General features: G+C 64.6%; 21 protein-coding genes and 1 pseudogene. 14 read left to right on the top strand and 8 right to left on the bottom strand.

Features of this window, described 5'->3' with window-relative positions; genetic code table 11:
- Positions 1 to 48: 48 nt before the first annotated feature.
- From SB754_RS15500 to SB754_RS15510, 3 genes are read right to left on the bottom strand one after another with little or no spacing between them, the layout of a single operon-like run.
- Positions 49 to 798 (bottom strand): sulfite exporter TauE/SafE family protein, encoded by a 750-nt coding sequence (locus SB754_RS15500; protein WP_410783203.1) that lies wholly within the window; start codon positions 796 to 798, stop codon positions 49 to 51.
- A gap of 40 nt (positions 799 to 838) precedes the next feature.
- Complete coding sequence (locus SB754_RS15505) at positions 839 to 1,147, bottom strand: rhodanese-like domain-containing protein (protein WP_410783204.1); 309 nt, start codon at positions 1,145 to 1,147, stop codon at positions 839 to 841.
- Positions 1,148 to 1,196: 49 nt separating this feature from the next.
- Positions 1,197 to 1,466 (bottom strand): metal-sensitive transcriptional regulator, encoded by a 270-nt coding sequence (locus SB754_RS15510; protein ID WP_410783205.1) that lies wholly within the window; start codon positions 1,464 to 1,466, stop codon positions 1,197 to 1,199.
- Positions 1,467 to 2,089: 623 nt separating this feature from the next.
- Here SB754_RS15510 and SB754_RS15515 point away from each other — a divergent pair.
- From SB754_RS15515 to SB754_RS15545, 7 genes are all read left to right on the top strand, one after another.
- Positions 2,090 to 2,350 carry a hypothetical protein gene (locus SB754_RS15515; RefSeq protein WP_410783206.1) on the top strand — a complete coding sequence of 87 codons (261 nt, stop codon included), beginning with the start codon at positions 2,090 to 2,092 and terminating at the stop codon, positions 2,348 to 2,350.
- 213 nt (positions 2,351 to 2,563) lie between these two features.
- Complete coding sequence (gene ctaD, locus SB754_RS15520; protein ID WP_410783207.1) at positions 2,564 to 4,288, top strand: cytochrome c oxidase subunit I; 1,725 nt, start codon at positions 2,564 to 2,566, stop codon at positions 4,286 to 4,288.
- The gene (locus SB754_RS15525; RefSeq protein WP_410783208.1) at positions 4,285 to 4,701 is read left to right on the top strand and encodes a cytochrome c oxidase subunit 4; all 417 of its coding nucleotides are present in this window, start codon (positions 4,285 to 4,287) and stop codon (positions 4,699 to 4,701) included. Before ctaD ends, SB754_RS15525 begins: the two co-directional genes overlap by 4 nt.
- Positions 4,702 to 4,822: 121 nt before the next feature.
- Positions 4,823 to 5,071 carry a hypothetical protein gene (locus tag SB754_RS15530; RefSeq protein ID WP_410783209.1) on the top strand — a complete coding sequence of 83 codons (249 nt, stop codon included), beginning with the start codon at positions 4,823 to 4,825 and terminating at the stop codon, positions 5,069 to 5,071.
- Positions 5,068 to 6,450, top strand: coding sequence for a cytochrome ubiquinol oxidase subunit I (locus SB754_RS15535; RefSeq protein WP_410783210.1), 1,383 nt, complete (start codon positions 5,068 to 5,070; stop codon positions 6,448 to 6,450). Before SB754_RS15530 ends, SB754_RS15535 begins: the two co-directional genes overlap by 4 nt.
- Before the next feature lie 2 nt (positions 6,451 to 6,452).
- Positions 6,453 to 7,505, top strand: coding sequence for a cytochrome d ubiquinol oxidase subunit II (locus SB754_RS15540; RefSeq protein WP_410783334.1), 1,053 nt, complete (start codon positions 6,453 to 6,455; stop codon positions 7,503 to 7,505).
- A 93-nt stretch (positions 7,506 to 7,598) separates the two neighbouring features.
- The gene (locus SB754_RS15545; protein ID WP_410783211.1) at positions 7,599 to 8,417 is read left to right on the top strand and encodes an arginase family protein; all 819 of its coding nucleotides are present in this window, start codon (positions 7,599 to 7,601) and stop codon (positions 8,415 to 8,417) included.
- 534 nt (positions 8,418 to 8,951) lie between these two features.
- Here the strand turns inward: SB754_RS15545 and SB754_RS15550 are convergent.
- Positions 8,952 to 9,722 (bottom strand): phosphatase PAP2 family protein, encoded by a 771-nt coding sequence (locus SB754_RS15550; RefSeq protein ID WP_410783212.1) that lies wholly within the window; start codon positions 9,720 to 9,722, stop codon positions 8,952 to 8,954.
- 108 nt (positions 9,723 to 9,830) lie between these two features.
- Between SB754_RS15550 and SB754_RS15555 the strand changes: the two genes are divergently transcribed.
- Positions 9,831 to 10,493 carry a response regulator transcription factor gene (locus tag SB754_RS15555; protein ID WP_410783213.1) on the top strand — a complete coding sequence of 221 codons (663 nt, stop codon included), beginning with the start codon at positions 9,831 to 9,833 and terminating at the stop codon, positions 10,491 to 10,493.
- Positions 10,490 to 11,461 (top strand): sensor histidine kinase, encoded by a 972-nt coding sequence (locus SB754_RS15560; RefSeq protein WP_410783214.1) that lies wholly within the window; start codon positions 10,490 to 10,492, stop codon positions 11,459 to 11,461. Before SB754_RS15555 ends, SB754_RS15560 begins: the two co-directional genes overlap by 4 nt.
- Positions 11,462 to 11,481: 20 nt before the next feature.
- Here the strand turns inward: SB754_RS15560 and SB754_RS15565 are convergent, their stop codons facing one another.
- Positions 11,482 to 12,123, bottom strand: a complete 642-nt coding sequence (locus SB754_RS15565) for a DedA family protein (RefSeq protein WP_410783215.1) — start codon at positions 12,121 to 12,123, stop codon at positions 11,482 to 11,484.
- A gap of 234 nt (positions 12,124 to 12,357) precedes the next feature.
- Between SB754_RS15565 and SB754_RS15570 the strand changes: the two are divergent.
- The 4 genes and pseudogenes from SB754_RS15570 to lgt all read left to right on the top strand — a co-directional run.
- Positions 12,358 to 12,588 (top strand): annotated as a pseudogene (locus SB754_RS15570) (prolipoprotein diacylglyceryl transferase family protein); the annotation flags it as partial.
- A 304-nt stretch (positions 12,589 to 12,892) separates the two neighbouring features.
- Positions 12,893 to 14,053 carry a chloride channel protein gene (locus SB754_RS15575; RefSeq protein ID WP_410783216.1) on the top strand — a complete coding sequence of 387 codons (1,161 nt, stop codon included), beginning with the start codon at positions 12,893 to 12,895 and terminating at the stop codon, positions 14,051 to 14,053.
- A 1,753-nt stretch (positions 14,054 to 15,806) separates the two neighbouring features.
- Positions 15,807 to 17,810 carry a transglycosylase domain-containing protein gene (locus tag SB754_RS15580; protein WP_410783217.1) on the top strand — a complete coding sequence of 668 codons (2,004 nt, stop codon included), beginning with the start codon at positions 15,807 to 15,809 and terminating at the stop codon, positions 17,808 to 17,810.
- A 17-nt stretch (positions 17,811 to 17,827) separates the two neighbouring features.
- Positions 17,828 to 18,733: a prolipoprotein diacylglyceryl transferase gene (gene lgt / locus SB754_RS15585; RefSeq protein ID WP_410783218.1), complete on the top strand. Its 906-nt coding sequence runs from the start codon at positions 17,828 to 17,830 to the stop codon at positions 18,731 to 18,733.
- A 48-nt stretch (positions 18,734 to 18,781) separates the two neighbouring features.
- On the opposite strand, the gene SB754_RS15590 is transcribed toward lgt, so the two are convergent.
- A complete protein-coding gene (locus SB754_RS15590; protein WP_410783219.1) occupies positions 18,782 to 19,552 on the bottom strand; it encodes a cytochrome c oxidase assembly protein in 771 nt (256 codons plus the stop codon).
- 40 nt (positions 19,553 to 19,592) lie between these two features.
- The gene (locus SB754_RS15595) at positions 19,593 to 20,105 is read right to left on the bottom strand and encodes a DUF2243 domain-containing protein (RefSeq protein ID WP_410783220.1); all 513 of its coding nucleotides are present in this window, start codon (positions 20,103 to 20,105) and stop codon (positions 19,593 to 19,595) included.
- 105 nt (positions 20,106 to 20,210) lie between these two features.
- On the opposite strand from SB754_RS15595, the gene SB754_RS15600 reads away from it, so the two are divergent.
- On the top strand, positions 20,211 to 21,101 hold the full coding sequence (locus tag SB754_RS15600) for a LysR family transcriptional regulator (RefSeq protein ID WP_410783221.1): 891 nt from the start codon (positions 20,211 to 20,213) through the stop codon (positions 21,099 to 21,101).
- A gap of 6 nt (positions 21,102 to 21,107) precedes the next feature.
- Here SB754_RS15600 and SB754_RS15605 read toward each other — a convergent pair whose 3' ends face one another.
- Positions 21,108 to 22,145, bottom strand: a complete 1,038-nt coding sequence (locus SB754_RS15605; RefSeq protein ID WP_410783222.1) for a YeiH family protein — start codon at positions 22,143 to 22,145, stop codon at positions 21,108 to 21,110.
- Between the last annotated feature and the right edge of the window lie 5 nt (positions 22,146 to 22,150).

A 22,150-nucleotide genomic window follows, 5' to 3' on the forward strand; every position in this document is an offset into this window, starting at 1 on the left:
CGCTCGCAACTCAGGACGTACCCCTCCGCAAACGAAACACCGGGTTGATCACCACGTCAGAATTGTGCGAACGATGGTGAGAAGCGCGATCGCCAACACGAGAACGGCGAACGCAACCTGGAGCATCCGGCCGCTGAGCCGCGTGGCGAACCGTGCCGCGATCAACGATGCAAGAAACGCGGGGGCCGCGAACGCGACCGTAATCTGCCAGTCAACCGAGCCGACGCCGGCGTGAGCGATAACACCGGCAATTGAGTTCACGATAGTGATGATCAACGACGTCCCGATCGCCGCCCCGATCGGCATTCGCAACAACAGCACGAGAGCTGGCACGATGACGAACCCGCCACCCACCCCGAGCAGCCCCGTCAGCAACCCCACGGCAAGGCCAACGAGGACGGCGCGCCAGACCCAGCCTCGGCCGGGCGGACGTTCACCGCTTGCCGATGGCCTCGGCCTGAGCATTTGAATCCCCGCCACGATCATCAGCGTCGCGAAGCCAAGCAGGACAACGGGTTGCGGAAGGGCGGCGTTGACCGCCGTACCGAGGAAGGCGGCGGGTATGCCGACAACACCGACCGTCGTCGCGATCCGCCAGTTGATTCCGTGGCGAAGCCGAGGCAGCACAGCAGCGACCGACGATGAGGCTGCCATCACAAGCGATGTGGACATCGCCTCCGCGACAGGAACGCCGACCACGTAAACCAGCGCTGGAACCGCGATGATCGCACCACCCGCACCAACCAGCCCCAACACAGCACCCACCAGCAGCCCGAAGGCTGCGACGGCAAGCAGCATCAGAAGAGAGTGGGGGTCACGCGCAGAGCACGCGGACAGTTCAACGTTCTACCGGTTTCCCGGCGTCGATCCATGCGGTCGTCCCCCCGCTGACGTTGACGGCATCGACTCCGACCGCACGAAGGACCTCAGTTGCCTGTGTGCTCCGACGGCCACTTTGGCAGATCACGTGGACCGGGCCGACCTCCCCGAGTTCATCCGCATGCGTCCGGATCGTCGCCAGCGGCAAATTGCGGGCTCCAGGCACGTGACCGTTCGCATATTCGTCAGGTTCGCGGACGTCAATGACGGTCCGGTCCGTAAGGGCGGCAAGCTCATCCACTGAGATCTGTGGAAGCGTGTCAGACATCCGTGCTCCTCTTTCTGACCACCACTCGCAGTCGGGAAAACATACAGCCTTAGGCAAGCGTCATGAATAGTTTTTCGAGTTCAGCGACCGTGATGGGGTCGGACTCGTCCTGCTCCTCACCGATGCACTTCTGCATGGCAGTTGAGATGATCTGAAAACCGGCTCTGTCGAGGGCGCTGGAGACCGCAGCGAGCTGGATCACCACGTCTCGGCACTTCTCGCCGTTTTCAATCGCGTCGATCACGGCATTGAGTTGCCCGCGAGCGCGCCTCAAGCGATTCAGAACCGGCTTCTGAGAGGTGTCGGCTGTTGTGCTCATGGGGTTTCCTTCCGCTAACACCCCTACAATACCCGGGGAGGTATATTTGTGGCAACTCAACGTCTTCCGGAGAAGTCGACGCCATCAGTCGTGAGCATCCGTCGCATTGCACGGAGCGCGGCGCTCCTCTCGGCGGTGACGGTCGCCGTGGTGTGGGCATCTCGATCGGACAACGCCTGGCATGCCGGCGCAGCGTTGGTTTGCGGGAGCGCTTTGATCGCGTTCGTGCTCCGCATCGTCCCCCAACGGGGTCGACCCAGCGCCTGCCTCCTCCGTGCCCCTCTCGGCGCGGTCGCGCTTGCCGGGGTAGGAGCGGCGCCAGTTGCAGCGGCGGATCCCGTCGGCAAGCTTCTCCTCGGGTTCGGTGAGGTCGGCCCGGTAATCCAAGGCTTTGCGGCTTTGGCCGCAGCGGTTGTGGCTCTGCGGGTGATTTACCAGGTCCGCCTCGACGAACGCGAGGGACGCAGCGCAAGCTGCGTCAGACCCGGTCGGCCCAGCAGATCACGCTTGTTGTCGAACCAATCTCACCGCTTCACGAGGGGCCCGATCCCGGGTAGCGTCGCGCAAACGGGAAAGAGAAAGCCATTTCGTCCTTACTGCAGGATCGCGCAAGGGAGAAGCAAATGAGTAGTGAACTCGATGAGCCCGTTCTGGACGGGTCTGAACGCGCCTCAGAAGACGTTCGTCTTCGCGGGATCGTCACACAAGTGCGCGCCGACAGCGCCCTGCATTCGGAAGAAGAGCCTGAGCGTCTTCTGCGGACGCGACTGCGTGACGCAGGGATCACCATCAGTGAAGACCAGATGCAAGGTCTTCTCGACGATGTGAAAGCGGATGCCACAACGGACATCGCCCCCGGAGTCCAAGAGGAACGACCGAAATAGCGTCGAGCCGACCTCATCGTGCCCAACAGCGCACCGAGCCTGATGCAGCCGCCACAGGTACCGGGATAGACCGCCGAGCCCGGTGAAGTGGCCCCTCGCCCGGTCCCCCTTCACAAGGGGCGTTGATCGGCGTAGCTTCACTCTTTACAGCAGATCACTAGACAAATCCTCTCGGTGAGGCGCGAACGATTCCTACCGGTGGCAAGGGAGGCCATGGTGGTTGCACTTGGCACGAGAGTTCCGGATACAGATAAGGCAGCGACGGCTTCCTTCCAGCGGAAAGGAAACGTCCTCGTTGGCTGGCTAACGTCCACCGACCATAAGGTGATCGGCTACCTATACCTGATCACCTCATTCTCGTATTTCCTTATTGGCGGCGTGATGGCACTGATCATCCGCGCCCAACTGTTCGAGCCGGGATTGCAGGTGGTGCAGACCAAGGAGCAGTACAACCAGCTGTTCACCATCCACGGCACGATCATGCTCCTGTTGTTCGCGACCCCGTTATTCGCCGGTTTCGCAAACGTGCTCATGCCGTTGCAGATCGGCGCACCGGATGTCGCATTCCCTCGCCTGAACGCGTTCTCATATTGGACCTATTTCTTCGGCGCCGCGATGGTGCTCATGGGGTTCCTCACCCCGCAGGGGGCAGCATCCTTCGGCTGGTTTGCCTACCAACCTCTGGCCTCGACAACTTTCTCACCAGGGATCGGGGGCAACCTCTGGGTGCTCGGGCTCATCCTCTCCGGATTCGGAACCATTCTGGGGTCGGTGAATTTCATCACCACAATCGTCACCATGCGTGCCCCCGGCATGACAATGTTTCGGATGCCGATCTTCACGTGGAACACTCTCATCACCGCGGTGCTGGTCCTGATGGCCTTCACCGTGCTCGCAGCCGCCCTGTTTGGGGTTGCAGCCGACCGTATCCTGGGTGCGCATATCTACGACGCCGCCAACGGCGGCGCGTTGCTCTGGCAGCACTTGTTCTGGTTCTTCGGCCACCCCGAGGTGTACATCATCGCGCTGCCGTTCTTCGGCATCGTGTCCGAGATCTTCCCGGTGTTCAGCCGTAAACCGATCTTCGGATACAAGACCCTGATCTACGCGACCATCGCGATCGCTGCCCTGTCGATGACGGTGTGGGCACACCACATGTACGTCACCGGTTCGGTGCTGCTGCCGTTCTTCGCGCTCACGTCGATGCTGATCGCGGTGCCGACCGGCGTGAAGATCTTCAACTGGATCGGCACGATGTGGCGCGGCTCACTCACCTTCGAATCACCCATGCTCTGGTCGATCGGATTCCTCATCACCTTCACATTCGGTGGGCTGACCGGTGTCATCCTCTCTTCCCCCCCGCTGGACTTCCACGTGTCCGACACCTACTTCGTGGTCGCCCACTTCCACTACACGGTGTTCGGCACCGTCGTGTTCGCGATGTTCGCCGGGTTCTACTTCTGGTGGCCGAAGTGGACGGGCAAGATGCTCAACGACCGGCTGGGCAAGTGGCACTTCTGGCTGCTGTTCATCGGCTTCCACACCACCTTCCTCATCCAGCACTGGCTAGGTGTGATCGGCATGCCCAGGCGGTACGCAACGTACCTCCCCACGGACGGGTTCACGTGGATGAACCAAGTCTCTTCGATCGGCGCCGGCATCCTCGCCATCTCCATGCTGCCGTTCCTCGCCAACGTGTACCTCACCTCGCGTAACGCGCCGAAGGTCACCGTGAATGACCCGTGGGGCTACGGGCGCTCCCTCGAGTGGGCGACCAGCTGCCCGCCGCCGCGCCACAACTTCACCTCCATCCCGCGCATCCGTTCGGAGTCGCCGGCCTTCGACCTCAACCACCCGGAAGCAGGTATCCCCGTCGGGATGGGCCCCGGCGCAGACGCCCCAGACGCCCCGACGTTGGATGGGGGGAAACTGAAATGAAGGTCAGCGCAAGAGTCTTTTGGGGACTGGCCGCCTACTTCTTCATCATCGGTAACATCTACGCCGGCTGGGGCCTCCTCTACAAGGGATACATCGACTGGTCCGGCGGAACGCCTCTAGGGCTGTGTGCCGTACTGTGCGCGCTGATGGCCTTCTTCCTGAACCGAAGCCATCGCAGCCAATCTGCTGAACTCCCGGAAGACCGAAAAGACGCGACGATCGATGAGGGCGATCCAGAGTTGGGAACCTTCAGCCCCTGGAGTTGGTGGCCGTTCTGTCTCGCCGCCGCATCCTTCCTCACTTTCCTCGGCTTCACCGTCGGACTCTGGCTCATCCTCATCGGCGGAGCATTAGCGCTGGTCTGCCTGGTCGGCTGGGTCTACGAGTACTACCGCGGCTACTTCGCACGATGAACCAGCCAGAACGACGAGCACGTGACCAGAGGAAGACACAGGTGCCCACATGAGTCCTCGACCTGAAACAGGCAGCAGGAAGACCTCGCGCGCTGAGCTGCGCCCCCGCGACGATTATGAGATGACCGTGGCGGAGGCCTCCCGTATCGTGCGCCAGTTTGAAAACGGTACGCTCGATCCGGAGCTGCCAGGAACGATCGACCTTGTCAACGAAGCACACCGGGTCAGACTCCACCAGTACATGTGGGGACCCTACGGCGCCCCCCGCCCGCCCAGCCCGAGACATCGTCTCATCGTTGTTGCGGGGTGCGCGATCATCACCCTTGGCAGCAGCATCCTGTCCTTTCTCTTCGTCGCGACGGCCCGATGATCGAGACTGCATTCAGTTCAGTACTGGGTGGGCTCGGGGTGATGGCCGTCGACCCGATCGCCCCGCGAACGCAAATGGGCATGTCACTGGGCTGGCACATCATCCTTGCCTGCCTGGGGGTGGGCTTACCCGCTCTGGTTGTGTTCCTGGAGTGGCGCGGCTACCGGACCGGCGATGCGAACTACCGGCTTCTCGCGCGCCGGTGGGCCAGAGCCCTCGGCGTGCTATTTGCTGTCGGCGCCGTCTCCGGAACCATTCTCTCCTTCGAAATGGGCCTGCTCTGGTCCGGGATGATGGAGAACTTCGGAGCCGTGATCGGCCTGCCGTTCGCGATCGAGGGATTCGCGTTCTTCATCGAAGCGATCTTCCTCGGCATCTACCTGTATGGGTGGGACCGGTTACCGCCTCGAGTGCACCTTCTTACGGGCATCCCGATCGTGGTGTCCGGGGTGCTTTCCGCGTTCTTCGTGGTGTCCGCCAATGCGTGGATGAACAGCCCGACGGGTTTCACGATCGTCGATGGAAGACTGGTCGGCGTCGACCCATGGGCGGCGATGTTCAACCCGGCCACCTGGCCCGAAGGTATCCACATGATCCTCGCAGCCATCATGGTCTCCTCCTTCGTCGCCGCTAGCGTTTACGGTGTCGCCATACTGCGCGGGAAACGGGACCGCTACCACCAGTTGGGTCTGATGGTTCCTTTGGCCCTGGGGGCGATCACCGCGCCCATCCAAATCGTCGTCGGTGACTGGGCTGCCCGATTCGTCGCGGAGAACCAGCCAACGAAACTCGCGGCGATGGAGGGCCTGTTCCACAGCATGCGGGGCGCTCCCTTGTCGCTCGGCGGGATTTACTTCGACGACAGCCTGCACGGCGCTCTAGAGCTTCCGGCCGGTCTCTCACTGCTGGTCTCATTTGACCCGAACGGGTACGTGCGCGGCCTGGAGGCGGTCCCGGCTGCCGATCGGCCATTGGTGAACGTTGTCCATCCCGCATTCGACTTCATGGTCGCGGTAGGTTTCGGGCTGCTCGCCCTGGGTGCCTGGTTCGCTATCTCCTGGTGGCGTCGCCGCTCCTTGCCGCAAACGCGATTGTTTCTAATCGCCGTCTCCATCTCCGGCGTGGCAGCGACCGCCGCCATGGAGGCGGGATGGATCGTGACGGAAGTCGGCCGGCAACCGTGGATCGTCTACAACGTTATGAGGGTGTCTGAGGCCGTCAACCCGGCGCCGGGCATCGATCTCGGGCTGCCCGTTCTCGCCCTGGTGTATGTGGTCCTCACAGTTGCGACGGTATACGTGCTGCTCAGGCTTGTCCGCTCCAGCCCGGTGCCCACCGCGCCGCAGGAACTCGACTCTGCCGCTCCCCCGGTGGTGTGACCATGCAACTGATCCTCGCAAACGCCCTACTCGCACTGACCTGGATCGCTGTTTCAGCGTACGTCCTCCTTGCTGGAGCGGACTTCGGAGGCGGCGTCTGGGACCTTATCGCCGGTCCGGGCCAGCGCGGAAAACAACAACGGTCGTTGATCGAACATTCGCTAGGACCGGTGTGGGAAGCCAACCACGTTTGGCTCATCTTCGTCATCGTTTTGGCGTGGACCGTCTTCCCACCAGCGTTCGCAGCAATCGCCTCAACGCTCTACATTCCGCTTTCGTTGGCAGCCATCGGAATCATCATCCGAGGGTCCGCATTCGCCTTCCGAAAATCCGTCACCGAATTCTGGCAGCAACGTCTCTTCGGTGCAGCCTTCGCTGTCTCCTCCGTACTCACCCCCTTCTTCCTCGGCACCATCGCCGGCGCGATACTCTCGGGGCGGATACCCGCCGGAATCGCCGCAGGCAACGTGATCACCAGTTGGCTAAACCCCACCGGGGTGAGCATCGGACTGCTCGCGGTAGCCGTATGCGCCTACCTGGCTGCAACCTACCTCACAGCCGACGCGCGACGGCAGGGCTCCCCCGAACTGGCCGACACCTTTCGGCGCCGCGCCCTCGGGGCAGGACTTGCCGCCGCCCTGTTCGCGGCTGTGAGCTTGATTGTTGTCGCCATCGACGCCCCAGATGTGGCACGTCGAATCTTTACGACCGCGCTTCCATTGACCGGACTATCCATACTCGCTGGAGTTCTTTCACTGGTGTTCATGTACCGGCGGGCTTTCACCCTGGTTCGCTTGACGGCGGGCACAACGGTAGCCGCCGTGCTCTGGGCCTGGGCGGCAACCCAATACCCCGTTCTCCTTCCCGGGCTGACCGTTGTTGACGCTGCCGCTCCGCTCGCAACGCTGCAGGCTGTCACCATTAGCACCGCCATCGGCATGCTGCTGCTGGCACCGTCGCTGATCTGGCTGTTCGTCCTATTCCAGCGCGATCAGCGGCGAAGTCGTGCGGCCGCGAGCCCTGACAGCCAGACCGACCTCGACCGCTCCCGTTGATCGTTTCGCCGTCTATCGACCGCTAAGCTCGAACGGCCGCCCCGCCCGGGGCGTTTGTCTCGCCCGGAAGGCCAACAGGTGAAGGAAACGCCCGTGGGGATCCTCGCCTTCGCCGGAAAGGTCGCTGACCATAACGATAGGGCGATGTCGGCTGTCCCGGTGCTGGCGACAGCGATCGGCCACCGGCTCGGAGTCGTTCCATATTTTGTCGGAAAGCCCCGAGCAGCGACGAACAGCGGATGGAAACTCGAACTGGCAGACGCCATGGCCGAACTAAAAGAACTGTCAGCACATCTAGAAAAGCAATTCCTCAACGATGTACGGCCCCTCCTGGTACTAAGCCGCAATGCGGCCGCCCTGGCAACCCTCCCGGTCGTCGCCGACCGCAGACCCGACGCTGCGCTGATTTGGGTCGGCGCGGACGCCTCACTCAACACCCCGGCCACCACACGCACCGGATACCTGGGCGGCATGGTGCTCACCGCCGTGACCGGGCTCTGGCACTCCGGGCTCGGCGCCGGCGTTGCACTATCCCGCATCGCACTAGCCGGCACCCGCGACATCGAACCCACAGAACGCTACCTGACGGACAGCGGTGCGGTCGGACTCATCCACGCTTCCGCCCAACCGATCGAACACCTTCGACAGTTCATCACCGGGCGCCCCATTTTCGTACACGTCTCCTGCGATGTACTCGAACCAGGCATCGTCCCAACCGATTACAAGGTCCCCGGAGGGCTAAGCCTCCATCAGCTCAAGCAGCTCGCACACATACTGGCCGAACACGATGTGGTCGGCGTCGAGATCGCAGAGCTGGAAGAACCCGCCCAACCCACCGGCTCGCACCCGAGCGAAGTTATCGCCGACGCACTCTGGCCCCTTATTTCCGCGTGCCGAAACCCTCAGCTCTGAGCGGACCCTGGTAAGCATCGACGACGTACGCTGACGTGCCAATGAACTCCCGGACAGCGAATGCAGCAGCGACGGCAAATGTGGTCGTGTTCACGCCGTGCCTGCTGCGTCTCGGCTAGGCGCCCCAGAAGTCGTGGCGTCACCACCGCCAGTTCGAGCGCTAGCCACTCCCACGAATTTGCCCACACGCCAACCATTGCCTCGGGACATCCGACCGACCCTATGGGTGAGACGATGTCAACAGGAAGTGCCCAGGGATGACAGTTAGAAGTTGCCAGCTCGCGGTACGGGGCCGATGCGGCACCGGGCTAAATCCATGGGCGTAGCGCATCGGCGATCTGTTCCGCTGTGGGCGTTCCTCTCAGACCTTGCGGGGTGGCGTAAACACGGCAGGCGAGGTCGCTGGTGCGGCCGTCCGACGGAAAAAGGTTGACGCCGTGGACCGTGATCGTCGGCGCACATTTAGTGAGCTCTTCAATTTCCTCAACTAGAAAAAGCACCCTACGGTTCCCGCTCGCTATATCGGGTTCCGCGTTAACAGTGGACGCCTGAACTAGTATCGGCGGAAATTGGACCCCAGCGGTTGATCAACGGGAGTCGGTAAAGGAGGGGCACCCCGAGGCGATTCCATACTCCGCTGAAGAAGACGGCTGCGGTGCAGGCTACCAGCACGGATCCGAGAATGTCGGTGAGGTAGTGGGCGCTGACGTAGAGGCGGACGACACCCATGCCTGCGATGGCAGCCATACCGAGCACAGCTACCGGGATCGCGAAACGGGTCCGCCGGGCGAGCAGATAGCAGGCGATCGCATACGCCGCGACGTAGGTCGTATGACCGCTCGGGAAGCTGTTGTAGCCGCTTTCGGCCAGAAGCGGGTGATCCAGCAGGCCCGCGGACGGGCGCGGCTCATCGACCGTGAGCTTGAAGATCTCCGAGCACAGCCAGCCGAATGCGGCAAGTCCCGTGAAAGCGAACGCATTGACGGGGGAACGCCGCACAACCAGCAGGAACAGGAACGAGACCATCAGCACGACGATGATCCCGGGCGGGGAGAAGACGGTGGAGACGGCGACCGCGACCACGTTCAGCACCGACACCTGGTGATCAGTAAGCGCCTCGTCCAGCGCGAGCTCGGCTCGAAGGACGCCGGGCACCAGTTTCACCGAGAACCCAAGCAGCAAGATGGCAATCACGCCGAGCAGGCTCACCATCAGCCAATGCCGCGGCTGAGGCAGCACCGCCAGCCGCGTCCGAGGATCGCCGGAATCGTCAGCCGGTGGCATGAATTGGTGAGTGCGCAGCATGCCGGACAGCCTGGCAGCAGGCCTCCCAGAATTCTCTGAGACGGGTTCTGGGCGGATTCTTGACATTCCCCGCCATGCTGAAGAGTGCGAAGGAACCGGGAGGTGCAAGTGAGCGACAGGATGCGCGTACTCTTGGTGGAGGACGACCCGCAACTGGGGCCGCTCATCGAACAGGTTCTCGCCGAGGTCTACAACGTAGTCCGGGTGACGGACGGCGAGCGGGCGCTGGCAGCGGGCACCGCACACGACTTCGCCGCGATGGTCGTCGACCGCAGACTTCCCGACCTGGACGGCACGCAGCTCGTGGCCAATTTCCGCGAACGCGGGGTTGTGAGCCCTATTCTGGTGCTCACCGCTCTCGGCGCACTCCGCGACCGGGTGGAGGGATTGGATGCGGGGGCCGACGACTACCTCGTCAAACCGTTCGAGTTCGACGAGCTCCTCGCTCGCCTCCGGGCGCTGACGCGCACCTTCACTGGGGAGGGCCGAGAGCTCGCGATCGGCGAATGGGCGTTCTATCCCGAGAGTAGAACGCTGTATTCCCCGTATGACGGGCGCATCCTGCTTACCCAACGCGAGAACGGGCTTCTCCGTCTGCTGGCGGAGAATCCGTTGCGCACGTTCTCCCGCGATCAGATTCTGGAGGCCGTGTTCGCCCCCGACGAGCAGCCGGGCACGGTAGACACGTACGTTCATTACCTGCGCCGTAAAGCCGACTCGGAGCTGATCTCAACGGTCCGAGGACACGGCTACCGGCTGGGGCGGCCATGAAGCAGGCGCCGACCGATCCCGCTGTTCGCCAGGTGCGGCGCGCATCGCGGATCGTGGGGCTCCAGATCGGCATCGCCTCCGGCGCCCTCGTCATCGCTGCGATCGGCGCCGCCTTCATATTCGTGCTGGATCAGCTGCGACCCTCGGAGGTGAATGAACCGCCCCGACCAGGCGAGCACAAGATTTACATCGATGCCACGGAAGCACTGATTGCTTTCGCCCTCGTCGGCTTCCTCGCTGTTGCGATCGCGGGCGTGCTCAGCGTGATCGCGACCCGGCGAGCCGTGCGTCCGCTCGCACGTGCGCTGCAGATCCAACGCGACTTCGTCGCCGACGCCAGCCACGAGCTCCGCACGCCGCTCGCGGTCCTCGACGCCCGGCTGCAGGTGCTCCAACGCGGCCTTGCACCGGACGATCCGTCGAAACCCGCGGTCGCCGACCTTCGCACCGATACGCGCATCCTGGTCGACGTCGTCGACAATCTGCTTCTCGCCGCAGACCCCGAACGCACCGAACCCGTGTCACTGCGCGACGCGGTCACCCGATCACTGCACTCACTCGAAGTGCTGGCCCGCCACGCCGGCGTCGAACTGGTCCTCGGCAGCCGCGACGACGTGCGGACCACGGTTCCGGCCACGACACTCACGCGCTGCGCCACCGCCCTGATCGACAACGCGCTGGTGCACTCACCGGCCGGCTCGAGCATCACCGTCGACGTCCGACTTCAGGGCGACCAGGCCGTCCTCAAGGTCACCGATGAGGGCGCCGGAATCGTCGGCATCGACCCAACACGGATCTTCGACCGGTTCGCGCGGGCGCACCCTGCTGCACCGGGGAGAACACGAGCGGGATTCGGGATCGGGCTGGCGCTTGTTCGCGACGTCGCGACACGGCACGGCGGCGATGTCGCGGTGACCCGCACCGGCCCCACTGGAACAGCTATCGAGCTGAGGCTCCCGGCCGGCTAAAACGCTCGGCCGCCGCGAGATTACGAACCTGCTCGGGAACTCCGACGGACGATGACGAGGCGAATCACCAGCGGCACCACCGAGAGCACGACGATGCCGATCAGCACGAGGTCGAGGTACTTCGCTACGAAATCCGCGACCCCGGGTATGTGCCCGAGGCCGTACCCGCCGAGGATGACTGCACTGGCCCAGACGGCAGCCCCAACGATGTTGAAGATCGTGAATACCGACCAGCGCATCCGGCCCACCCCTGCCGCCACCGGTGCGATCGTGCGCACCACGGCGACGAAGCGTGCGACCATGACTGCCGAGCCGCCGAACCGGTCGAAGAACTGCGCCGTACGCTCGACACTTGCTCGACTGAAGAAGCCGGAGTCCCGCCGTTCGAACACGGCAGGTCCCGAGCGCCGGCCGATCGCGTAACCGACCTGATCTCCTAGCGCTGCCGCGACCACAACGGCCAGGATGATCACCCACAGCGGTTCGACAAAGTGGCCCGTCAGGCTGAGCACCCCCGTGAAGAAGAGGAGCGTATCCCCCGGCAGGAAGAAGCCCACGAGCAGACCCGTCTCAATGAACACCAGCACGCACACACCGACGAGCACCCACGGGCCGGCTGCTTGGATGATGGTCTGCGGGTCGATGAGACCGGTATGGATCATGGTGTCCTCTCAGGCGGATGGCATCAAGGCTCAGTGAACCTGCGTGGTCCCCAGAAACCTCGAAGACCAGGAACACCGGCTCTCCTGAACGCGCCGACCGTGTGAACTCTTGCAGGCCCCGGCGCCCTCGCAGCACCGCTTGCGGTGCGCCAAGGACCCGTCCCTCGGACCAGGAACGTGAGTGGCGAAGACGCGTAGCTGCAAACGAGCGGGAAGCCGAGAGCACTCAAACGTGGAGCGCTCACTGCCATCGGGGACGGCGGCAAGGCCCTCTACGGCTCGCTCCTTGGCGGAGCGCTCGGGGTCTACATCGCCTGCCGACGCGCCGTCCTCCGGTTCTGGGCCTTCGCCGACGCGCTCGCCCCAGCGCTGCTCGTCGCCCAATCACTCGGTCGGTTCGGCAACTACTTCAACCACCAGCTCTTCGGCCTGCCCACCACCCTCCCGTGGGGGCTGCAGATCGAAGGGCACTATCGCCCTCACGGTTGTGACGATCCAGCGGGCCTGGGGATGGATCTTTCTCGTCGGACCGGTTCAATTCCGGTTGCGGCACTGCTGATTCGCCTGGGGACGAGACTTTTGCTTGCCTGATCCGCGATTCCTTCGTCGGCCCAGGACCCCTGTCGATGCTGCGCTGTGAGGGAGTAGGCGCCCGGGCTGCGGCTAGCATCGACCTGTGAGAGGCCCGACACTGCCCGCATCCCCGAGCTGGTTGCTACGCCTGGGCGTCGTCACGCTCCTGGTCGGTATGGGGGCCGGAGCGGGCGGGTTGCTGGTCGCCATCTGCTTGCACTTGATCCAGCACTTCGCGTACGGATACACGGAAGGCACCTTCCTCGATGGTCTTCTTCAGGCCCCACCTGTCACGCGCCTCGTTGCACTGACGCTCGCGGGCGTCATCGGCGCGGTCGGGTGGTGGGCGTTGCGCCGATGGGGGGCGCCGTTCGTTTCTGTCGAGCAGAGCGTCGGCGGTCGGAGGATGCCCCCCTTCGTCACTGTGATCAATGCCGGCTTGCAGGTGATGATCGTCGGTCTCGGCGCTTCGATCGGCCGAGAAGTCGCGCCGCGAGAGCTAGGGGCGCTGGTGTCGGGATGGTTGAGCGAGAAGGCCGGCCTCACCGCACGTGAGCGTCGGATTCTCGTTGCATGCGGTGCCGGCGCCGGACTCGCCGCCGTCTACAGCGTGCCACTCGGGGGCGCCATCTTCACCGTGGAGATTCTCTTGGCGGAGGTGAGCTTCGCGACGGTGCTTCCGGCGTTGGCGACGTCAGCGACCGCGACCCTGGTCGGGCACCTAGTCGTGCCCGCGACCCCGCTGTACTCGTTGCCGCAGTTCACGCTGTCGCCGTCGATGGTGGTCTGGTCCATCATCGTGGGGCCGATCATGGGGTTCGCGGCCATCGGGTTCGTGCGGCTCGCCCAGTTCGCGCAGGCGCACCGGCCGGCATCCTGGGGCATTCTCATCGTCATGCCCCTCACGTTCGCTGCCGTCGGCGTGCTGTCGCTTGCATTCCCGGCGATTCTCGGAAACGGACGCGCTCTGGGTCAGATTGCGTTCGATGTGGCCATCCCGGTCGGGTTGCTGGCAGCGTTGCTTGTCTTCAAAGTGGTGGCGACGGTCGGCACGATCGGCAGCGGCGCCGCCGGTGGAACGCTGACGCCGTCATTGGCCATCGGTGCGGCGGCGGGTGCGCTAGCCGGCGCGGCCTGGAGTGCCCTGTGGCCGGGTGTTCCTCCGGCCGCGTTCGCGTTGATCGGGGCCGCGGCGTTCCTCGCTTCATCGATGAGGGCACCGTTGACGGCGTTGGTGCTCGTTATCGAGTTCACCAATGAAGGCCCTTCGATGCTGGTCCCGATGATGCTCGCCATCGCCGGGAGCGTGATGGTCGGCTACGTACTCGGCCGCCGCCGCCTCACCGGCGTCGACTGACTCTTAGCGGCTCAGGATCACAGCAAAGGCGACGAAATCGAGGATAGCTGCAACGCTAACGACGATTGCGAGTGCCCACGCGACGACGTGTGTGCCGCGCCCATGTTCAAAGTAATGTCTGTCTGACGACCGGTTGATAAGACTCCAGACCAGAGTCACGGCGGACAGGAGAATCCCGGCAAGGGAGGATGTCAGACTGATCGCAAGCCCGAATCCGGAGTGCCCGAAGAGCGGGCGTGCAGAGTTCACGAGAGCTGCACAGGCGACCAGAACTACGGACCCGGCCACAGCGGCGAGGGCATATCGCTCTCGAGCGAACGTTCCCAGAACTGTCGCAACGGTCTCCTCATCCGGAGAAGGCCGCGATCGGCTGCCATTGTGCGTCACGATGCCAGTGTAGGTCGCGACCGCTGCGGACCGGCATGATTCTCGAAGACGAGGGTGCACTCACTTTCACAAGCCACACTACGGAAGTACAACACGTTCGGCGTTGCGGGTAGCGGGCTCTCGAGGCCACCAATCGCTTACCTGCAACAAGCGTGACTGCAACTCACGTGCTCGCATCGCCGGGCGCTTTGACGTTGATCATAGTCTGGCCGGCCATGGCGCAACAGACCGCAGAGCACGTTCGAGACGCAGCCACTCGAGCAGACGGAGCAGCGCCATCGCGAGGGCTCGTGGGCGATCCGGCTGCCGCCCACCGTTTTCCAGTCGCCATCGCAGCTTGCGGGAATACCGTCCAGGGGTACCTATTGAGCAACAGAGATATCGGTCCAGCGGGACGCTCATACCCCCGCGGGTATCATTATTGAGCCAGCGGTGCGTGAGTGGGGCCGCGCTGTCGCGATCGTGGGGCTTACCGTTTCGCTGGGGCTGGCATTTGCTCATCAGTGGGGCGACCATTGGCACGGCGGCTGGCGCTGCAGCCATCGTGATTCCCGCGACGTCATTGGTGCTGCGGCTGCGGCCCGCAGTCGGCACGGCGACGGCCTGCTCACAGCGCGCACCGATCGCCGCCGTGGCACTGGGCCTGCTTGCGGTCAGCGCGTCCGCCGGCGCAACCGGACAGATGATCGATTCCCTCGCGCCCGGGTGGTCACCGCTCTTCCAAGGCATACTCGGCGTTGGAGGGTTGGCGATTGGCGAAGGAGTCATCATCCGTGGCCGACGTCGTAGAGGTAGCGTCGGCGCGCCCGACCTGCGCCTAGGACTCGGCAGCCGCTGCAGACCACGCAGAATCGAGATCTACACCTGTGCAATGAGCTCCACCAACGCGTTCGCCGGTAGCGCTCCGGGGTGGGCGCGGGCGCGCACTCTCCGCTGAACGCCATCGGCGTAAGGATCTAACACACGGCATGGCCGCACCACTCCTCCCAGAAGTCGACCAGGACGATGTCGTTCTGCGCGAGGCCTGCGCCGATGTCCACGGGTCGTTGCCTGGATGATGCCCCGTCACCGGTACCGCGCCCTGCTGGACCGTGTGAAAACTCGCAGGCCCCTGGCGGCCGGCCTCCGGGAGTTGCCGGGCGTCGGTCAGGACCCATCTCCTAGGGTCGGAAGCGTGAGTGGGGACGACGCGCAGCCGCGAAGGGTAGGGAAGGCGAGAACACCTCGACGCGGAGCGCTGATTGCGCTCTCCCGCCGTTCTCTCGCGTTGACCGCATTCGTCCTGTTGAGCGCTGTAGCCGGGGTATTGGCGACCTCTGCGACGGTCCCGGCTGTCGCAGTCGTCGCCACAGGAGTCAGTGATGGAGTGTCGATCTTCAACGGGCTCCCCGACTACCTGAAGATCCAGCCACCGGCGCAGGCCTCCACTCTCTACGCCCAGCGGGGCGGGCAGCAGGTGGCCATTGCCTCCTTCTTCGCGCAGGACCGCACAGACGTCGGGTGGTCAGGGACGACGGAAGCGCTGAAATCGGCAGTGATCGCGACGGAGGATCCCCGCTTCTTCGAAGAGGGTCCGATCGACATCCTTGGCACCGCCCGCGCCGCGGCCGCGAACGCGGCCGGACACCGCCTGGAAGGCGGATCGTCAATCACACAGCAATACGTCAAGAATGTTCTCGTGCAGCAATGCGACGCACTCACCGACGCTCACGCCTCGGCTGCTTGCTACCAGAAGGTCACCGCGACCACACTGCAGCGAAAAGTCCAAGAGCTCCGATACGCAGGCGAGGTCTCCAAGGTCTACACGAAGGACCAGATCCTGACGGCGTATCTCAACCTCGTCGGGTTCGGCGGCGACGTCTACGGTGCCCAGGCTGCCGCTGGACACTACTTCGGTGTCTCCGCCAGCGCGCTCACCCTGCCGCAGGCGGCGACCCTCGCGGCGATCCTCAACAGCCCCTCCGCCCTCCGCATCGACCGGCCCGGTGACGCGGTCAACGGTGCTGCGAATCATTACGCCCGTACCCTCGCGCGGCGCAACTACGTCCTGGACCGCATGTACGCGAACCATCGGATCACCCGCCAGCAGCGCGACGCCGCCAAGTTAACCCCGATCCAGCCGCGCATCGCGCTGGCCAGAAGCGGATGCACCGCCGCCGCGGCAGTGGACGCCGGATTCTTCTGCGAATACGTCAAGGATGAGCTGCTCAACGACCCGGCCTTCGGGAAAACCTCCGTCGATCGTCTGTCCACCATCGATCGCGGCGGACTACAGATCTACACCACACTGAAACTCGGATTGCAGCAACAAGCCCAGCAAGCCGTCGACGCGTACATTCCGGCGACACGACCGGGAATGCACCTAGGCGCCTCCAACATCTCCGTCGAGCCCGGCACCGGCCACATCGAGACGATGGTAGAGAACAAGACCTTCGATGAGAGCAACCAAGCCGGTCCCGGAGCGACCGCCGTGAACTACAACACCGACGCCGCCTACGGCGGGTCCCAGGGGTTCCAGACCGGCTCCGCCTTCAAGGCGTTCACGATCGCTGCCTGGCTCGAGGCCGGGCACACGCTCTCCGAGGTCGTGGATGCGTCGCACCACACCTTCCCCATGGCCGCCTTCCACAGCAGTTGCGGCCCCGTGTCGGGGCCGCCCTGGCCAGTGAGCAACGACGAGGGCTCGGCATCCCGTCTCACCGTGTTGGCGGCCACCGCGCAATCGGTCAACACCGCGTTCGCCATGATGGGGACCAAGCTCGACCTCTGCTCGATCCTCCACACCGCCGAATCGCTCGGCGTGCACGCCGCCTCGTCCGCCAACCCCCTCACATCCGTACCGTCCATGATCCTGGGCGTCAACTATCTCTCGCCGCTCACGATGGCGACCGCGTACGCGGCGATCGCTGATGGGGGCACCGTGTGCACGCCCGTCGCCATCGTGAGAGTCACAGGCCCGCACGGAACCCCCCGACCCACCAGCGCCAGCACCTGCACTCGTGGCATACCCGGCGACATCGCATCCGGTGTCGCCTATGACCTGCAGGGGGTCCTCCAGCCGGGCGGCACAGCAGCCAGCGCCAACCCGCACGACGGTGTACCCATCCTGGGGAAGACCGGAACCACCGACCACGCCGTGCAGAACTGGCTAGTCACCTCCACGACCAAGATCGCCACCGCAACGTGGGTCGGCAACGTCTCCGGCTCCGTGCGCCTGAGAGGCGAGGACTTCCACGGCGTCAACGGCGGAGACGTCAAATTCCGCATCGCCCACCGCATCCTCACCGCCCTCGACCAGAGGTTCGGCGGGACGGCGTTCACCCCACCTACCCGGGCCATGGTCGGCGGCCCCGTCCGCGTCATCGGCTGAACAGGAGAAGACTCGTTTTGCTAGCTCTCAGCATTCCCAGCCCGCCCCCACAATGGGCGCAATTCCAGCTCGGACCGCTCACCGTGCACACCTACGCGCTGTGCATCCTCAGCGGCATCATCGCCGCCTCCCTCATCACCGCACACCGACTCGGCCGCCGCGGCGTCGACCGCGGAATCGTGCTCGATGTCGTCCTCTGGGCCGTGCCGCTGGGCATCGTCTGCGCCCGCTTCTACCACGTGTTCACCCACGTCGGCGACTACTTCTACCCCGGCGCGAACCTCTGGAACGTCTTCGCCATCTGGGACGGCGGAAACGCCCTCTACGGCTCGCTCCTGGGCGGAGCGCTCGGGGTCTACATCGCCTGCCGACGCGCCGGCCTCAGGTTCTGGGCCTTCGCCGACGCGCTCGCCCCAGCGCTGCTCGTCGCCCAATCACTCGGTCGGTTCGGCAATTACTTCAACCACGAGCTCTTCGGCCTGCCCACCACCCTCCCGTGGGGGCTGCAGATCGAAGCCACCAACCCCAAGTACCCCGCCGGGATGCCGTCCGGCACCCTGTTCCACCCGTTGTTCCTCTACGAGATCATCTGGAACCTCGCCGGCGTCGCTGTCATCCTCCTGCTCGAACGACGCCTCCGGTTGCAGTGGGGACGAGTTCTCGCCCTCTACCTCATCTGGTACGGACTCGGCCGCAGCTGGCTGGAATCGATCCGCATCGACCCGACCAGCGACGGCTGGCTAGGCGTCCCGGCCAATGTCTGGGCCTCTTTCGCCGCTGTTGCGGTCGGCATCGTCTTGTTCATCGTCCAAGCCCGCAGACATCCCGGCGCTGAGCCCTCACCATATTTGCAACCGGACCGCGGCAACGTTTCCGGCGGACCGGCCGACGATTCCCGGGTCGACGTGGGATCGCGAGGCTGACCCACCCGGCAAACTGCTGGCGCACCGCGGTTCACCCTCCGCGGGGTGTCAAGCTCGTCCGCCGCGCAGCTCCGACGACGCCTGACCCTGGTCATTCCTTTTCCTCACGGCGGGAGCCGAGGCCGTATACCATTCGCGGCACAACACGACGATCAATACGATCTCTACGGCGTCGCCTGCATAGTACATAACCATCGCACCGGCCTCCGCGGCGGCGGTGGACACTCCCGCAGGCGGGGCCACGTAGAGGAACTTGGCCAGAATATCGTGCGCCGCGATGGCCCCTACCAGGACAGCGGCCTTCAGCCCAAACCCGAACCGATGCGGTCGAGGGTCACGCCCGACGATCGCGGCGGTAAAAAGATAGCCCGCGACGAACACATGCACATGCACCGCAACACCAAGAAGGGCATTGGTGTGGAGCTGGCCGAACACCGGCGTCGCATAAATCAGCCACAGTCCCCCGATGCTCAACACGGCAGCAACAACCGGATGCAGGAAAAAGCTAATGGGCCCGCTGCGCAGGATCCGGGACAGGCGCCGCGCCGGAACCACATCGATCGACCGCAACAGCAGCGTCACCGGCCGTGACGCTACCAGGAGAAGCGGCGCGGCCATCCCAAGCAGCACATGCGCGAGCATGTGGCCCACAAAGTCCATGTGCGCCCATGCCGCTAGAGGGCCCACCACGGCCGCAGCTGCGGCAACGACTCCCGTCACCCAGAGGAACGACCGGTGGAGCGGCCATCGCCTCCGGGCCCGGTCGCGGAACACCGCCATCGGGTACCACCCCGCCGCGGCGACCACCAGCGCAACCATGAGCACTGCTAAGAAGGGGCCCCCTCCGGCCGTCTCGTGCTCATGCATGCGCCCGCGCTCTCTCCTGCCGAACTCTCCCTCCCGCTCCCCGGGTGCGCAGAACCAGGACGACACCGGCGACCAGCATCAGCGCCGCGACGATATTCCATGTCAGGTCGTAGGGAAGCAAGTCCACCTCGTAACGAATCTGATGCAGCCCCAACAGCTTGTGCTGGACGGTTCCGTCATAAAGCTGAAACCCGCCCGCTCCGAGCAGAACCCCGCCCCACCACCGCGCCCACCACATCGACTGCCTCCGGTAGAGGTCGGCTACCAGGAACAGGCCGGCCACGATCGCGAACCACCCGAACGCGTGGAACACCCCATCCGAGACCAACCCCACCTCAGGAGTGGAGCGATCGTAGAAGTGATGCCAGTGCAACAGCTGGTGGAAGACGGTCTCGTCGATGAACGCCGCCAGCCCGACGCCGAACAATATCCCCGACAACAGGTTGCGTCCCCGCTCAGGTGTACTAGCGATCTCTTGCCCGTTGCGTACGACCCGGGAATTCATCGGAACCTCCTGTGATGAGTTTCGCGCAACCGTAGGCGTCCACACCCTCTCTGTGAACCCCTGGACCAACCGGTAGCGTGAACGAGTGCGAAAAGTGAGATCCCCGTGGATATTGCACGCCTGAGGCTGCTAGCGGCAGTCGTCCGCTCGGGCAGCATCTCCTCCGCGGCACGCGAGGCAGGCGTCACGCAACAGGCCGCGTCGCTACGCCTCGCGTCGCTTGAGCGAGAGATCGGCGTGCCCCTGCTCGTGCGCAGCAGCGTGGGTGCGCATCCGACTGAGATCGGTGCGCTCGTCGCCGAGTGGGCTGCCGAACTGCTGGATGCTGCTGAACGGTTCGACGCATCGGTCGCCTCCCTGCGGGGGGGAGCCGGCGAGACACTGCGGATCGCGGCCAGCATGACAATCGCCGAGCATTTGGCACCACACTGGCTCACGTCGTTGAATGCCGCAGGGGGCGGCCCGCGTATCGAGTTAACAGCCGCGAACAGTGAAGCGGTCCTGCTCGCCGTCCGCAACGCATCGGCAACGATCGGATTCATCGAGACGCCGAACGTGCCCGCCGATCTCGCCACCACGAAGTTCGCGTCGGACGAACTCGTCGTCGTCGTCGGACGCACCCATCCGTGGGCGAAGCGGGCACGCGGCATCTCAGCGGAGGAACTCGCCAGCACTCCCCTGGTCTCCCGCGAACGCGGCTCGGGCACCCGTCTCGCCTTGGAGCGGGCGCTGACGGGCGCCGGTCATCAACCGGTTCGCCCGGCGTTGGAGCTGTCCTCCACCAGTGCGATCCGCGCGACCGCTGCGGCAGGCGACCACCCAGCCGTGCTGAGCATCCTCGCTGTGCGCGAGCAGGTCGCCGCCGGGACCCTCGTCAAGGTCCCGATCCGGCAGTTGCGCATCACCCGGCCGCTGACCGCGGTGTGGCGACGCAGCGGGTCGGGCGTGCCCGCGAGCGCACGGCCACTGCTGGAGGTCGTGCACGCGATCTCGTGACGGCGCTCAGAGCTGCCCGGTGATGCCGAGCACTCCCAAGCTGGTGACGGTGACAAGTGTCGACAGTACGGCGCCCAGCAGCAGCGGCCGCCAGCCGGCACGTCGGATCGCCCCCACATCGGTCGTGAGGCCGATCCCACCGAGCGCCACCGCTACCAGGAACACACTCGCCGTCACGAGCACGCCGTGCAGGTCGGCGGGAACCGCGATGAACGTATTGGCCGTGGCGATGACGAGGAATCCGACGAGGAACCAGGGAATGAGACCGATCAACCGCCGCGCGGTCAGCGGAGCGCCGGCGTTCGTCCGCCGGTGCTCGACCACGGCGAGCGTGATGCTGATCGGGACGATCATGAGCGTGCGCACGAGCTTGACGACGACGGCGAAGCCGAGCGCCGAGGTCGCGAACAGACTCGCGGCGGCGACCACCGAGCTGGTGTCGTTCACCGCGGTGCCCGCGAACAGACCGAACGCATGGGTGCTCATCCCCAACGCATGCCCGATCAGCGGGAACACCAGCACGGCGACCGCATTGAACAGGAAGATCGTCGAAACCGCGTAGGCGATCTCGGAGCTGGCGGCGCCGATGATGGGGGAGATTGCAGCGATCGCCGACGCACCGCAGATCCCGGTCCCAACACCGATCAGGGTGCGTTCCCGGCGCGGAATGCGCAGAGCCCGGCCGACGCCCCAAGCGGCAAGGAGACACACCGCCAGCGTAGAGAGCATCACGGGAAGGGACTGCACACCCACGACGAGCACACTCGACAACGAGAGCTGGACGCCCAACAGGACGACCGCGAGTTGGAGCACGAACTTCCCGGAGAAGCCGATTCCTGGCGCGAACCGGCCGGCCGGCCGGCGAATCAGGCTCACCAGGATTCCGATGACGAGGGCCGGGAGGGCGCTGCCGACCGCTGGCACGACGCGCGAGACACCGGTAGCGGCCAACGCAATCAGAACGGTCAGGCCAACACCGGGCACGACCTGGGCTCCGCGGGCCGCGATCCTTCTCGGCAGAGTCCGGACGGGAGAGAATTCCATGCTTC

This window comes from Leifsonia sp. SIMBA_070, from assembly GCF_046534635.1.
GTDB lineage: Bacteria > Actinomycetota > Actinomycetes > Actinomycetales > Microbacteriaceae > Leifsonia.

Excerpts from the sequence above, each read along its gene's own strand:
- SB754_RS15500 (WP_410783203.1), bottom strand. The coding sequence starts at position 798 with ATGCTGCTTGCCGTCGCAGCCTTCGGGCTGCTGGTGGGTGCTGTGTTG.
- SB754_RS15505 (WP_410783204.1), bottom strand. The coding sequence starts at position 1,147 with ATGTCTGACACGCTTCCACAGATCTCAGTGGATGAGCTTGCCGCCCTT.
- SB754_RS15510 (WP_410783205.1), bottom strand. The coding sequence starts at position 1,466 with ATGAGCACAACAGCCGACACCTCTCAGAAGCCGGTTCTGAATCGCTTG.
- SB754_RS15515 (WP_410783206.1), top strand. The coding sequence starts at position 2,090 with ATGAGTAGTGAACTCGATGAGCCCGTTCTGGACGGGTCTGAACGCGCC.
- ctaD (WP_410783207.1), top strand. The coding sequence starts at position 2,564 with ATGGTGGTTGCACTTGGCACGAGAGTTCCGGATACAGATAAGGCAGCG.
- SB754_RS15525 (WP_410783208.1), top strand. The coding sequence starts at position 4,285 with ATGAAGGTCAGCGCAAGAGTCTTTTGGGGACTGGCCGCCTACTTCTTC.
- SB754_RS15530 (WP_410783209.1), top strand. The coding sequence starts at position 4,823 with ATGACCGTGGCGGAGGCCTCCCGTATCGTGCGCCAGTTTGAAAACGGT.
- SB754_RS15535 (WP_410783210.1), top strand. The coding sequence starts at position 5,068 with ATGATCGAGACTGCATTCAGTTCAGTACTGGGTGGGCTCGGGGTGATG.
- SB754_RS15540 (WP_410783334.1), top strand. The coding sequence starts at position 6,453 with ATGCAACTGATCCTCGCAAACGCCCTACTCGCACTGACCTGGATCGCT.
- SB754_RS15550 (WP_410783212.1), bottom strand. The coding sequence starts at position 9,722 with ATGCTGCGCACTCACCAATTCATGCCACCGGCTGACGATTCCGGCGAT.
- SB754_RS15560 (WP_410783214.1), top strand. The coding sequence starts at position 10,490 with ATGAAGCAGGCGCCGACCGATCCCGCTGTTCGCCAGGTGCGGCGCGCA.
- SB754_RS15565 (WP_410783215.1), bottom strand. The coding sequence starts at position 12,123 with ATGATCCATACCGGTCTCATCGACCCGCAGACCATCATCCAAGCAGCC.
- SB754_RS15590 (WP_410783219.1), bottom strand. The coding sequence starts at position 19,552 with ATGGTTGCGCTGGTGGTCGCCGCGGCGGGGTGGTACCCGATGGCGGTG.
- SB754_RS15595 (WP_410783220.1), bottom strand. The coding sequence starts at position 20,105 with ATGAATTCCCGGGTCGTACGCAACGGGCAAGAGATCGCTAGTACACCT.
- SB754_RS15605 (WP_410783222.1), bottom strand. The coding sequence starts at position 22,145 with ATGGAATTCTCTCCCGTCCGGACTCTGCCGAGAAGGATCGCGGCCCGC.